Annotated in this window: 11 protein-coding genes; 8 read left to right on the top strand and 3 right to left on the bottom strand. The window is 67.9% G+C overall.

Translation table 11 applies throughout. From position 1 onward, the window contains the following. Window positions 1–72 precede the first annotated feature (72 nt). The 3 genes from KAQ61_RS16020 to KAQ61_RS16010 are packed head-to-tail and all read right to left on the bottom strand — an operon-like array spanning window position 73 to window position 2,218. Window positions 73–822 carry an SPOR domain-containing protein gene (locus KAQ61_RS16020; protein WP_210929801.1) on the bottom strand — a complete coding sequence of 250 codons (750 nt, stop codon included), beginning with the start codon at window positions 820–822 and terminating at the stop codon, window positions 73–75. A 17-nt stretch (window positions 823–839) separates the two neighbouring features. Further along, window positions 840–1,697 carry a biotin--[acetyl-CoA-carboxylase] ligase gene (locus KAQ61_RS16015; protein WP_210929800.1) on the bottom strand — a complete coding sequence of 286 codons (858 nt, stop codon included), beginning with the start codon at window positions 1,695–1,697 and terminating at the stop codon, window positions 840–842. Continuing rightward, entirely contained in the window at window positions 1,694–2,218 is a 525-nt protein-coding gene (locus KAQ61_RS16010; protein ID WP_154163122.1) for an SET domain-containing protein, read from the bottom strand. Before KAQ61_RS16010 ends, KAQ61_RS16015 begins: the two co-directional genes overlap by 4 nt. 143 nt (window positions 2,219–2,361) lie before the next feature. Between KAQ61_RS16010 and KAQ61_RS16005 the strand changes: the two genes are divergently transcribed. The 8 genes from KAQ61_RS16005 to KAQ61_RS15970 all read left to right on the top strand — a co-directional run bounded on the left by KAQ61_RS16005 (window position 2,362) and on the right by KAQ61_RS15970 (window position 13,477). Further along, window positions 2,362–5,292, top strand: a complete 2,931-nt coding sequence (locus KAQ61_RS16005; protein ID WP_210929799.1) for a DNA topoisomerase III — start codon at window positions 2,362–2,364, stop codon at window positions 5,290–5,292. A 138-nt stretch (window positions 5,293–5,430) separates the two neighbouring features. Then, the gene (locus KAQ61_RS16000) at window positions 5,431–6,207 is read left to right on the top strand and encodes a tyrosine-protein phosphatase (RefSeq protein WP_045265867.1); all 777 of its coding nucleotides are present in this window, start codon (window positions 5,431–5,433) and stop codon (window positions 6,205–6,207) included. Window positions 6,208–6,367: 160 nt separating this feature from the next. Beyond that, window positions 6,368–6,937 carry a DUF1439 domain-containing protein gene (locus KAQ61_RS15995; protein ID WP_210929798.1) on the top strand — a complete coding sequence of 190 codons (570 nt, stop codon included), beginning with the start codon at window positions 6,368–6,370 and terminating at the stop codon, window positions 6,935–6,937. 100 nt (window positions 6,938–7,037) lie between these two features. Next, window positions 7,038–7,748 carry a glutathione S-transferase N-terminal domain-containing protein gene (locus KAQ61_RS15990; RefSeq protein WP_043378610.1) on the top strand — a complete coding sequence of 237 codons (711 nt, stop codon included), beginning with the start codon at window positions 7,038–7,040 and terminating at the stop codon, window positions 7,746–7,748. A gap of 262 nt (window positions 7,749–8,010) precedes the next feature. Then, entirely contained in the window at window positions 8,011–9,051 is a 1,041-nt protein-coding gene (locus KAQ61_RS15985; protein WP_210929797.1) for a pirin family protein, read from the top strand. Window positions 9,052–9,153: 102 nt separating this feature from the next. Next, window positions 9,154–9,639, top strand: a complete 486-nt coding sequence (locus tag KAQ61_RS15980; RefSeq protein ID WP_043378616.1) for an FKBP-type peptidyl-prolyl cis-trans isomerase — start codon at window positions 9,154–9,156, stop codon at window positions 9,637–9,639. Window positions 9,640–10,012: 373 nt separating this feature from the next. Next, window positions 10,013–12,196, top strand: a complete 2,184-nt coding sequence (locus KAQ61_RS15975; protein ID WP_210929796.1) for a TonB-dependent receptor — start codon at window positions 10,013–10,015, stop codon at window positions 12,194–12,196. Between the two features lie 12 nt (window positions 12,197–12,208). Continuing rightward, window positions 12,209–13,477 (top strand): PepSY-associated TM helix domain-containing protein, encoded by a 1,269-nt coding sequence (locus KAQ61_RS15970; protein ID WP_210929795.1) that lies wholly within the window; start codon window positions 12,209–12,211, stop codon window positions 13,475–13,477. The last annotated feature ends 13 nt before the right edge of the window (window positions 13,478–13,490 follow it).

Genomic DNA, 13,490 nt, shown 5'->3' with positions numbered 1-13,490 from the left:
GCGCCCAACCCACCGCCACACGGCCCCGGCAACGGGGCCGTTTTTTGCAGGGCGCGGGCCTGTGGCGGGCGCTCAGTCGCCGCAGGGGCGCAGCGGCTTGGCCGCGAAGGCCGGGCGCAAGGCCTGCAGGCTGCTGCGCTGCGCGGGCGTCAGCTGGGCCAGGCGTAGGGTGTACAGCGTCTGTGCGGCGCGCTCCTGCACCACGCGGGCGCCACGCACGCCCTGGTTCAGCATGTTGGTCAGCTCGCGCGTGGCGGCTTCCTCGGTCGAGAAGCGGCCCAGGGACAGGCCGGGCTCCAGGCTGCCGCCCGCCCGGTCAAAACCGATCTTGCGCGCGCGCAACTCGGCCCGGCGCTTTTCCAGCGCCGTCTCGTTGGCGAACTTGCCGACGTAGACCATCCAGCGGCCCGCCACGGCGCTGGTCTGCCATTCCCAGCTGCTGGCGGGCAGCTCGCTCTGGCGCAGGGCCTGGCGCAGCCGGTTGGCCTGGGCTTCGTCCATGCTCTCGGTCTGCAGGCAGACCAGGGGTTCGGGCGCCGCGGCGGCTGCTGCCACTGGCGCGGTGGGGGCCGGCAGCGCCACGTCGTGCGCAGGGACGGCCGGTGTTGGGGCTGCGGGGGCGGTCTGAGGTGCAGGCGCAGGGGGCGCCGTGACGGTGGGCTCGCGCACCACGCTGAGCACGTCGGGCCGCACCTGGCGCGCCAGACGCTGGGGTTCGGACTGCACGGCCGGGGCCCAGCCCAAGGTCGCCATCCAGCCCTGGGTCCAGGCCAGGTAACCCGCATTGGCCAGCAGCAAGACAAGCAAGGCAAAACGCAACATGGCAGCAGCTCCGGGGGTTAGGGGCGGGCGGTGGGCAAGGCCATGTCGATCGGGCGCACGCTGACATCGCCGCTGATGACGGGGCGCAGTCCCTGGGGGGTGCGCAGCAACAGGCTGCCGTCGGCGGCAATGCCTTCGGCCACGCCCTGGCTGCCATCACTGAGGTGCACGCCCCGACCGCGCAGCACGTCGCGGTGTGCAAAGCGGTCCACGAATGGCGCCAGACCGTGGTCGGCGAACAGCAGCACGTCCTCCACCAGCCGTGGCAGCAATCGCTGCAGCGCCAGCGGGGCGCTCCAGCGCGGGTCCAGGTCCTGCAGGCAGGCGACCGGGGTGGGCAGGGCGTCGCTGCGGGACGGTGGCGGGCAGACGTTGATGCCGGTGCCGAGGATGACAAAGCGTGCCGGCCCGGGGCCGCTGCCATGGGCCGGGGCCAGTACGTCGACGGGCACGTTGGCGGTTTCGATCAGGGTGCCGGCCAGCTTGCGCCCGTCCCACAGCCACAGGTCGTTGGGCCACTTGACGCCGAGGCGCGGGGCGCTGGCGTCGGGCGCGGCCTGCAGCGACTCGGCAATGCTCAGTCCCACCACCAGGGACAGGCCGGACCAGTCGGCGGGCTGCAGCATCAGGCCCAGCGAATACATCAGGCAATCCCCGGGCTGGTTGATCCACTGGCGCCCCAGGCGTCCGCGGCCGGCGGTCTGCGATTCGGCGACCAGCACGATGGGATCGACCTGGCCGCTGCGCGCGCGGCGCATCAGCTCGGTGTTGGTGGAGTCGATCTCGGGCAGGACTTCGACCGTGAAGCCCGGCAGCCGCGGGGCGATCTCCAGCCACAGGTCTTCCGCGGGCCAGCGGGTCGGGGTGGTGCTCACGGGGTGGTTCCTTGCGCGGCGAAGTCCTCAGGCATGGGCGGGCGCCAGCCGCGCTTGGGCGCCAGCATGGTGCCGCGGCAGGTGGGGGCGCCGCACCAGCAGGCGTACTCGGCCTTGAGCTTGGGCGTGTAGCGCTCCTCGATGATCAGGCCGTAGTCGTAGTTCAGCTCTTCCCCGGCGGCAATGTTGCGCAGCGCCACGATGAAGATGCGCCCCCCGCGTTCGTCGGTGTAGCAGTTGGGCGCGCAGCTGTGGTTGATCCAGCGTGCCGAATTGCCGCCATGTGCCGCATCGATCACCACATCCTCGTCCACGTGGAAGTAGAAGGTGTGGTTGGGCTGGCTGGGGTCGTGCGGGTGGCGGCGCTGTGCCTCGTCCCAGCTGATGACCTCGCCCCGGTACTCGATGATGGTTTCGCCGGCCGCAATGTCCTGCACGGCGAACACGCCCTTGCCATGGACGCCGGAGCGGCGCGCCTGGATGCGCTTGCCGTGAGATGGGGGATTGGCAGTGCTGGGCATTGGAATCTCTGATAACTTAAATAGGCACACATGCGCACATGCGCGCACATATGCATGCGCACGCACGCGTGCGTGAAGATGGATTGTAGAAGCGGTGGCTGCCCGGCGTGGCGGCCAGCGCTGCAAAAAGACGAGAGCACTCAATGACAAAGACCTTGGTGATAGCGGAAAAACCGTCGGTGGCACAAGACATCGTGCGGGCCCTCACGCCCGCCTACGGCAAGTTTGACAAGCACGAGGACCATTTCGAGAACGAGCAATTCGTGGTCACCAGTGCCGTGGGCCACCTGGTGGAGATCCAGGCGCCCGAGGAGTTCGACGTCAAACGCGGCAAATGGAGTTTTGCCAACCTGCCGGTGATCCCCCCGCGCTTCGACCTCAAGCCCGTGGACAAGACCAAGAGCCGCCTGAATGCCGTGGTCAAGCAGGCCAAGCGCAAGGATGTGACGCAGCTGATCAACGCCTGTGACGCGGGCCGCGAAGGGGAGCTGATCTTCCGCCTGATCGAGCAGTACGCCGGCGGCGCCAAGGGCGGGCTGGGCAAGCCCATCCAGCGCCTGTGGCTGCAGTCGATGACTCCGCAGGCCATCCGCGAAGGCTTCGAGAAGCTGCGCAGCGAGCAGCAGATGCAGGGCCTGGCCGATGCGGCGCGCAGCCGCTCTGAGGCCGACTGGCTGGTGGGCATCAACGGCACGCGCGCCATGACGGCCTTCAACTCGCGCGATGGCGGCTTCTTCCTGACCACCGTGGGCCGCGTGCAGACGCCGACGCTGTCGCTGGTGGTGGACCGCGAGGACAAGATCCGCAAGTTCGTCAGCCGTGACTACTGGGAAGTGCACGGTACCTTCGATGCGCAGGCCGGCCAGTACCTGGGCAAGTGGTTCAACCCCCAGTGGAAGAAAACCGAAGACGCGGAAGCCAAGGCCGATCGCGTGTGGAGCGCTGCCGAAGCGCAAGCGATTGCCGCAGCGGTCAAAGGCAAGCCCGCCACTGTCACGGAAGAGAGCAAGCCCACCACCCAGGCCTCGCCCCTGTTGTTCGACCTCACCAGCCTGCAGCGCGAGGCCAACGGCAAGTTCGGCTTCTCGGCCAAGACCACGCTGGCGCTGGCGCAAAGCCTGTACGAGCGCCACAAGGCCCTGACCTACCCGCGTACCGATTCGCGCGCCCTGCCCGAGGACTATGTGCCCGTGGCCAAGCAGACCTTCGAGATGCTGGCCCACAGCGGCATGCGCCACCTGGAGCCATTTGCCCAGCAGGCCATCGGTGCGGGCTATGTGCGCCCCAGCAAGCGCATCTTCGACAACAGCAAGGTCTCGGACCACTTTGCCATCATCCCGACCACCCAGGCCCCATCGGGCCTGAGCGAGGCCGAACAGAAGCTCTACGACCTGGTCGTGCGCCGCTTCATGGCCGTGTTCTTCCCCAGCGCCGAATACCAGGTCACCACGCGCATCAGCAAGGTCGAGCAGCACCACTTCAAGACCGAGGGCAAGGTGCTGGTCAAACCGGGCTGGCTGGCCATCTACGGCAAGGAAGCCGCCAACGAGGTGGAAGATGCCAAGGAAGGCGACAAGGGCCAGCCCCTGGTGGCGGTGCAGCCCGGCGAGCAGCCGCGCACCAGCGATGCCCAGCCCAAGGGCCTGAAGACCAAGCCGCCCGCGCGCTACTCCGAAGCGACGCTGCTGGGCGCCATGGAAAGCGCCGGCAAGCAGATCGACGACGAAGAGCTGCGCAGCGCCATGCAGGAAAAGGGCCTGGGCACGCCTGCCACGCGCGCGGCCATCATCGAAGGCCTGCTGACGGAAAAGTACATGCTGCGCGAAGGCCGCGAGCTGATCCCCACGGCCAAAGCCTTCCAGCTGATGACGCTGTTGCGCGGTCTGGAGGTGGACGAACTGTGCCGCGCCGACCTGACCGGCGAGTGGGAGTACAAGCTGTCGCAGATGGAAAAGGGCGCGCTGTCGCGCGCCGCCTTCATGCAGGAAATTGCCGCCATGACCGAGCGCATGGTGAAGAAGGCCAAGGAATACGACCGCGACACCATCCCCGGGGACTACGCGACGCTGGCCACGCCCTGCCCGAACTGCGGCGGCATCGTCAAGGAAAACTACCGCCGCTACGCCTGCACCGGCGTGCACGGCACCAGCGAGGGCTGTGGCTTCTCCTTCACCAAGTCGCCCGCGGGCCGTACCTTCGAGACCGCCGAGGCCGAGCAGCTGCTGCGCGACCGCCGCATCGGCCCGCTGGAGGGCTTCCGCTCCAAGGCCGGCTGGCCCTTCGTGGCCGAGGTCGGCATCGTGCGCGATGAGGAGGCCGGCAACTTCAAGCTGGAGTTCGACTTCGGCGACGACAAGGACGAGGAGTCCGGCGAGATCGTCGACTTCAGCCACCAGCACAGCCTGGGCGCCTGCCCCAAGTGCGGCGCACCCGTGTTCGAGCATGGCGCCAACTACGTCTGCGCCAAGGCCGTGCCCACACCGCAGCAGACCGTGCCCAGCTGCGACTTCAAGAGCGGCCAGATCATCCTGCAGCAGCCCATCGAGCGCGAGCAGATGGGCAAGCTGCTGGCCACCGGCAAGACCGACCTGCTGGAGAAGTTCGTCTCCAACCGCACGCGCCGTGCCTTCAAGGCCTTCCTGGTCTGGGACAAGGACGCGGGCAAGGTGAACTTCGAGTTTGAGCAGCGCGAGTCCAAGTACCCGGCGCGCAAGACGGCGGCAGCAAAAACAGGAGCTGCTGGCGCAGCCAGGACGAGCGCTGCAGCCAAAAAAGCACCCGCTGCTAAGAAGGCCCCTGCGGCCAAGAAGACCGCGGCGCGCAAGCCCGCGGCCGCCAACTACCGTCCCGATGCCGCGCTGGCCGCCGTGATCGGTGACGGCGCCGTGGCGCGCACCGAGGTGGTCAAGAAGGTCTGGGACTACGTCAAGGCCCACAACCTGCAAGACCCCAAGGACAAGCGTGTCATCGTCGCCGATGCCAAGCTGTTGCCCGTGTTCGGCAAGGACCGGATCAACATGTTCGAGCTGACCGGCATCGTCGGCCAGCACCTGCACAGCCAGGGCGAGGCCTGAGCGCCGGCGCCAGCGCAGGACCCGGGCGCACAGGCTGTCGCCCGGGTGCATGCGCCGGACCCGGAATGCCGGCAGCATGCCGGTGTGCGTGGCCGCCTGGCGGCCTGTCTTGAACGTTCGCCCGAAGGAGTGGTTCGCATGGAACTGGCCCCCCTGACCCCCGTGTCGCTGCCGCGCAGCATCGCCCTGGACGGCACGACCAATTTCCGCGACCTGGGTGGCTACGCGGGGGCCGACGGGCGCACCGTGCGCTGGCGCAAGCTGTTCCGCTCGGACCACCTGGCGGGCCTGAGCCCCGCCGACCTGCAGGCCTTGCAGGCCCTGGGTGTGGCGCGGGCCGTGGACTTCCGCGGGGTGCAGGAGCGGGCCAGCCAGGGCTATGCCTGGCCATTCCTGGAACAGCAGGTGCTGGGCATTGAGCCCACCGTGGTGCAGCGGGCCCTGGCCCTGGTGCAGCAGGGCCACCGCCTGACCGCCGACGAAACCGTGGGCCTGATGCAAGACACCTACCGCAGCTTCGTCATCGACAACGCCGACCGCTTTGCCCGCCTGTTCCGCCTGCTGCAGGACAGCGACCAGCCGCTGGTGTTCCACTGCACGGCCGGCAAGGACCGCACCGGCTGGGCCGCCGCGCTGATCCTGCTGGCGCTGGGCGTGTCGCGCGAGGCGGTGCGCGAGGACTACCTGCTGACCAACCAGCTCTACCGCCGCCCGGCCGAGCTGGCGGCCAAGGCCGCGCAGTCCGTGCCGCAGGACATCCTGGACGTGCTGTGGCGCGTGCAGATGCCGTTTCTGGACAGCGCCTTCGTGCTGGCCGAGCAGCACGCCGGCAGCATGGACCGCTACCTGGCCGAGGTGCTGGGCGTGGACGCCGCAGCCCGCCAGCGCCTGGCCCAGCGTTACCTGGAAGGCTGAGCGGCGCGCGACAGCACCCCGCTGCGGCTTGCGCTAAACTTCACAAAATTAAGAGCGCCAAGCGCAGGATGGATCAGCGTTTACTGCTGTTTTGATACAAATTGAGGCTGCGGCTGCCCGCGCTGTCCGGGCTGGCTGCGGTCTTGCAACCGAGCCCGCCATGTCCCGCCGCCGTTTTTTGTTGGCCGTTGCCGCCGCCACGACTTTGACCCTCAGCGCCTGCTCCCAGGCCGTGCCCACCAAGATCAGCGTCAGCCAGGCCCAGCTCGAGCAGGGCCTGCTGCAGCAATTCCCCAAGCGCTTCCCCGTCGCCGGCCTGCTGCAGCTGGAAATGCAGCGCCCCGCCCTGCAGCTGCTGCCGGCCAGCAACCAGTTGCAGACGCACCTGCCCGTGCAACTGTCCGGCCCCGCGCTGCGCCAAAGCTATGCCGGCCGCATGGAGGTGCGCTTTGCCCTGCGCTATGAACCCCAGGACCGCACCGTGCGCGCGCACCGCGTGGAGGTGCTGAGCCTGCAGTTCGAAGGCGCCGATCCCGCCGTGGCCGACATGGTCTCCACCTATGGCCCGCGCCTGGCCTCGCAGGCGCTGGAGGCCTTTGCGCTGTACCACGTCAAGCCCGAGGAGCTGCAGCTGGCCGACAGCCTGGGCCTACAGCCCGGCGCCATCACCGTGACCCCGCAGGGGCTGGACGTGGCCATCGTCGCCAAGGACGCGGCGGCCAAGCCCTGAGGCCCTTGCCCGCAGGCGCCGCGGTGTTGTTGCCGGCGCCGCTACCATCGGACGACTCGGGCCGCCATGGTGGCCGGCCCATGGACGGAGGTACGACTTGATGCAGCAATCCCACGCACACCCCATCGGCGGCAAGTGGCCGGCCCAGTTCCCGCAGCGCCTGCAGCTGTATTCGCTGCCCACACCGAATGGCATCAAGGTCTCGGTGATGCTGGAAGAGGTGGGTCTGCCCTACGAAGCCCACCGCGTGGACATCCAGGCCGGCGACCAGTTCACACCCGAATTCCTGGCGCTCAACCCCAACAACAAGATTCCCGCCATCTGGGACCCGAACGGTCCGGGCGGCCAGCCGCTGGGCCTGTTCGAATCCGGCGCCATCCTGGTCTATCTGGCCGAAAAAACCGGTCAGCTCCTGCCCCAGGACCCTGCGCGGCGCTATGAAGCCCTGCAGTGGCTGATGTGGCAGATGGGCGGTGCCGGCCCCATGTTCGGCCAGGTGGGCTTCTTCTGGCGCTATGGCGGCAAGGATTTCGAGGACAAGCGCCCGCTGCAGCGCTATGTGACCGAGGCCAAGCGCCTGCTGGGCGTGCTGGATGCGCGCCTGCAGGGCCGCGACTGGATCCTGGGCGCTGACTACACGATCGCCGACATCGCCGTGCTGCCCTGGGTGCGCTGCCTGTCGGTGAACTACGAGGCCGATGCCCTGTTGGGCCTGGCCGACTACGCCAACGTGCAGCGCGTGCTGCAGGCCTGGCTGGCGCGCCCCGCCGTGCAGCGCGGCCTGGGCGTGCCTGCTGCCGCGGCGGCCTGAGCACGGCGCGCAAGGGCCCGCTGCGCTCGGGTTGGGGTGAGGCTGCGCAGTCCGCGCACCCGCTGCGGGCCGTGGCCCTGCGCTTGCCGGCTGGGACGTTGGCGGTGCCCGTGCTGCCACCGTCTTGCTGCTGGAACGCTCTGTTGCAGTGGCAGGGCTTGGAGCGGGCGGCCCGCGCCCTTATCTTCGAAGCATGTGCAACGCCGCAGTGTTGCCCGTCCGCAGGGGACGGGGATGGCGGCACCCAGCAGGAGCGACGGCCATGTCCGCATCCCCCATCCTTCAACGCCTGCCTCTGGGCAACCAGTGGCCGTGCATCGACCCCTTTCTGTTCTGCGCCCACCACAACGACGCCTACCCCGCCGGGGACGGCGCGCTGGGCGTGCAGGCCGTCGAGCTGGAAGACCGCCCCATGGGCAGCGACTTCAGCGGCAAGGACGGCTTTTCCATGTACCACGGCGACCATGTACCGGGCTTCCCGGGCCACCCCCACCGCGGCTTTGAAACCGTGACCCTGGTGCGCGAGGGCCTGATCGACCACGCCGATTCGCTGGGTGCGGCCGCGCGCTTTGGCGGCGGCGACGTGCAGTGGGTGACGGCTGGCGCCGGCATCATGCACTCGGAGATGTTTCCGCTGCTGCACACCGACCGCTCCAACCCGCTGGAGCTGTTCCAGATCTGGCTGAACCTGCCGGCCAGCCAGAAGATGGTGCCGCCCCACTTCACCATGCTGTGGAACGAGCGCATCCCGCGCCTGCAGCACACCGATGCCGCCGGGCGCCAGACCACGGTGACCGTGGTCGCCGGCGCCCTGGCAGGGGCGGGGGCCCCGCTGCCTCCGCCGCCCGAATCCTGGGCCTCCCAGGCCGAGGCCGACGTCGCCATCTGGACCCTCCGCCTGCAGCCCGGCGCCCGCTGGACCCTGCCCCGGGCCACAGGGGCGGCCACCCGTCGCATGCTGTACTGGTTTGTGGGCGACGCCCTGCAACTGGAGGGCGAGGACTTGGGCGCGCACGCCGCGCTGCAGGTGGAGGCCGGGCGCGACCTGGCCCTGGTCAACACCGGGGGCGAGGTGGCCGAGCTGCTGCTGCTGCAGGGCCGCCCGCTGGGCGAACCCGTGGTGCAGTACGGCCCCTTCGTGATGAACACGCAGCAGCAGATCATGCAGGCCATGCAGGACTTCCGCCGCACGCAGTTCGGGGGCTGGCCCTGGGACAGCCAGGCGCCGGTGCATGGCGCCACGCCGCGCCGTTTTGCGCGCCATCCGGGGCAGGCCGCGGACGAAGTGCCCGCATCCGCCTGACGTGATGCCCACCGAGTGCCTGCAGGGCAGGCGGGCGATGGTGGACAATGCAGCGCATTCCAACCGTGGCGGCCTGGCCGCCACTTTTTTGTGGCAACGCACATGAACATCACCCAAGACACGGCGGTCACGCTGAACTACAAGATCCACGAACTGCTGCAGGGCGGCATCGCCGGCGCTGTGCTGGACAAGGGCGACGTGGCCTACCTGCACGGTGGCTACGACAACCTGTTTGCCAAGGTCGAGGCCGCGCTGGACGGCAAGGCCGTGGGCGAGTCGCTGACCGTGGACCTGAGCGTGGACGAGGCCTTCGGCCCCCACGACCCCAGCCTGCAGCGCACCATCCCCAAGGGCGAATTCCCCGCCGGCGTGAAGGTGGGCGGCCAGCTGCGCGGCACCAACGACCAGGGCCTGCCCCAGATCTACAACGTGGTGAAGATCAAGGGCCCCGTGGTCCAGCTGGACGGCAACCACCCCCTGGCCGGCAAGGCGCTGCGCTTCAGCTGCAAGATCACCGAAGTGCGTGCCGCCTCGGAAGAGGAAGTGGCGCACCGCCACGTGCACGGCGGCCACGGTCACCACCATTGAGCCCGCTGCGCCCCGCAGGAAGAACCGCCGTCAGGCGGTTTTTTTATGGTGTTTTTTCGAAAAAAAGGAGCGTTTAACGCAGGTAGGGAAAGGGCTGGATGCCGAAAAGGCTTGAAAAGTATGGATCCCGCCGTGCAGGGGGCTGGCTGGGGCCTGGGAGAGTTGGTGGTGGGCAGGCCACAGGGCGGTGCGCACGGACCGGGCCAGCGCATTTGGCTAGGGCACCCTTGATCCCAGGGGCGCGCACTGCCATGCCGGCGCGGTGCCATGGGTGAGCGCGTGTGTTAGTCCCCACTGCGAATGGGGCTCCTGCCGGCAGCAGGAGGACTTGGAGTGGTATAAATAAAAATAGTTCTCAATAATATTTGAGTTCATGCATTCTCCTGCCTTCCCCCTGCGACCGGTTGCGGTCGCTTTGTCGTTCTGGGCCCTGGGTTCGGCTGCATCCGCGCAGAACCAGGCTGCCGCCACCCTGGAGACCGTCACGGTCGAAGCCAGTGCCGATGCCTCGGCCGAAGGCCTGTCCAAGCCGTTTGCCGGCGGCCAGGTGGCGCGCGGTGCGCGTGCCGGTATTCTCGGTACGCGCGACAACATGGAAGCACCGTTTTCCATCACCAGCTACACGAATGAGTTGATCCAGAACCAGCAGGCTCGTAGCGTGGCCGATGTGCTGCAAAACGACCCGGCCGTGCGTGTGGCGCGGGGTTATGGCAACTTCCAGGAAGCGTATTTCCTGCGCGGCTTTGTGCTGAGTTCGGACGATATTGCCTACAACGGTTTGTACGGCCTGATGCCCCGCCAGTACACCTCGGCCGAGTTGTTCGAGCGTGTGGAAGTGCTGCGCGGTGCCAGCGCCTTCCTCAACGGTGCCACGCCTTCGGGCGGAGGCATTGGCGGCAATATCAACCTGCTGCCCAAGCGTGCGCCGAATGAGCCGCTGAACCGTGTGACCGTGGGCGCCGCCAGTGGCGGTCAGTTGTATGTCGCGGCCGATGTCGCCCGCCGCTTTGGCCCGGGCGGCAGCACCGGCATCCGCGTCAACATGGCGCACCGCAAGGGCGACACCGCGGTGGACGGTGAAAGCGTGGGCCTGAATGTGGCCTCGGTCGGTGTGGATTGGCGCAGCAGCCGTGCGCGCCTGTCGGCGGACATCGGCTATCAAAACTACAAGCTGGACGGCACACGCCCCAGCGTGACTTTGGGCAGCGGCGTGAGCGTGGTGCCTACCGCACCCGACAACACCACCAACTACGCCCAGCCTTGGACGCATTCTTATGAACGCGACCTGTACAGCACCGTGCGTGGCGAATACGACTTCAGCGACAACCTGACCGGCTGGCTGGCAGCAGGCGCACGCACGGGCCATGAAGACAACCGTCTGGCGGGCGTGACGGTTACCAATGGCAGTACGGGCGATGCCACCACCTACCGTTTTGACAACCGTCGTGAGAACACGGTGAAGACGGCGGAGATGGGCTTGCGCGGCAAGTTCAACACTGGGAGCGTGGGGCACACCGTGGTGGGTGCTTTCTCGTACTACGGACTGCAAGAGAAAAACGCCTACGTGATGGATTACTTCAACACGTTGGCCACCAATATTTACCAGCCAACTTCCTGGGCCATGCCTGCCACATCCGGCTCGGCGTTCGTGGGTGGCGATTTGGCCAACCCTGGGAAGCTGAATACGGTGCGCATGACCAGCTTTGCGCTCGGCGACACCCTGTCCCTGCTGAATGACCGATGGCTGCTGACGCTGGGTCTGCGTCACCAGCAGCTGTCGAGCACCGATTACGCCTACAGCGATGTCATGAGCGGGACACCGTACAACGAAAGCCGCACTAGTCCCGTGGCGGGCGTGGTGTTCAAGCTGCGCCCCGAGGTGTCGCTGTACGCGAACTACGTGGAAGGCCTGTCCAAGGGCGAAAACATCACCGGCAACTATGCCAACGCGGGTACCTCGCTGGCACCCTATGTGTCCAAACAAAAGGAAGTCGGGATCAAGTACGACGGCGGCCGCATCGGCGGCGGGTTGGCCTTTTTCTCGACGGACAAGCCGGGCAAGCTGGTGGAAAACAACTATGTGACAGCCCATGGTGAAGACCGCCACCAGGGTCTGGAGCTGACCGCCTACGGTGAGCCTGCGAAAGGCTTGCGCGTGCTGGGTGGCGTGACCTGGCTGGATGCAGAGCAGCGCAATACCGGCAATGCCGCCACCCAAGGCCAGCGCGTCATTGGCGTGCCACGCCAGCAGGGCAACCTGGGGGTGGAGTGGGATGTGCCCATGCTGCGCGGTCTGACGCTGGATGCCCGTGCCGTGATGACCGGCAGTAGCTATGCCGACAGCGCTAACACGCTGCGCGTGGCGGGTTGGGCCCGTCTGGACCTGGGCGTGCGTTACCTGACCGAAGTGCAGGGCAAGCTGCTGACGCTGCGTGCCCGCGTGGACAACGTGGCAGACCGCGACTACTGGGCCTCGGTCGGTGGTTACCCAGGCAGAGGCTACCTGGTCCAGGGCGCGCCGCGCACCTTCACGCTCAGCGCCAGCGTGGACTTCTGAGGCTAGGCTCGCATGCGTGAATTCTGGACCGTGGTCCACCGCTGGCTGGGCCTGACGGTGGCGCTGTTCCTCATCGTCGCCGGGGCCACCGGCGCCGTGATTTCCTGGGACCATGAGATCGATGAGTGGCTGAACGCCGACATCATGCACACGCCCGGCCGGGGCGCGCTGCAGGACCCGCTGGCGCTGGCCGCGGCCGTGGAGGCGCACGATCCGCGCGCCGAGGTGTCGTACATGACCCTGGGGCTGGAGGAAGGCCATGCCGCCTCGTTCCTGGTGCGTCCGCGCAAGGATCCGGCGACCGGTGCGCCCTATGTCCTGGGCTACAACAACGTGTTCGTCGACCCCGTGACCGCCCAGGTGACGGGCCAGCGCAACTCCAAGAGCCTGGTGCTGAGTCAGCGCAACCTCATGCCCTGGCTGCGCCACCTGCACGAAAGCCTGCACATGCCGGCCTTCTGGGGCAGCGACCGCTGGGGCTTTTGGCTGATGGGGGGCGTGGCGCTGATGTGGCTGATCGACAGCTTCGTGGCCCTGTACCTGACGCTGCCGCGCCGCCTGGCGGCCGTGCGCAGTGCGCGCGCGACACCCGCACCGGCGCGCTCGTGGTGGGCCCGCTGGCAGCCCGCATGGGTGGTGCGCTGGCGTGCCGGCGGCTACAAGCTCCACTTCGACCTGCACCGGGCCGGGGGGCTGTGGGTCTGGCTGGTCATCATCGTGGTGTCCTTCACCTCGTTCTCGCTGAACCTGTACCGCGAGGTGTTCTACCCGGTGATGCGCCAGATCTCGACCACCACGCCAGGTCCCTACGAGACGCTGACGCCCGCACCGTTCGGCAGCTTCATCGAGCCCAAGATCTCGTTCGCCCAGGCGATCGACATCGCGCGCGCCGAAGGCGAGCGCCAGGGCTTCGAGCACCCGCCCGGGGGCATCTGGTATGGCGGCGACTTCCCGTTCTACAACGTCTCCTTCTTCGACCCCAGCAACGAGCTGGGCGCGCAGGGCATGGGGCTCTCGAACATCTACGTCAGCGCCGAGGACGGTGCGGTACTGGGCCAGCACCGTCCCTGGCATGGCACGGCGGCCGATGTCTTCGTGCAGCTGCAGCTGCCCCTGCACTCTGGCCGCATCCTGGGCCTGCCCGGGCGCATCCTGATGTCGGTCATTGGGCTGGTGGTGGTGATGCTGTCTGTCACCGGCATCGTCATCTGGGAGCGCAAGCGCCGCGCCCGCCGCGCGGCGGCGCGTGCCCCGCAGGCCCTGGTGGGCGACAGCGCCTGAGCGACGGGTTGGC

Source organism: Comamonas aquatica (assembly GCF_018064205.1).
Lineage (GTDB): Bacteria > Pseudomonadota > Gammaproteobacteria > Burkholderiales > Burkholderiaceae_C > Comamonas > Comamonas aquatica.
Note: the sequence above shows the minus strand (reverse complement) of the source record. Positions and strands in the feature narration are given on the sequence as shown.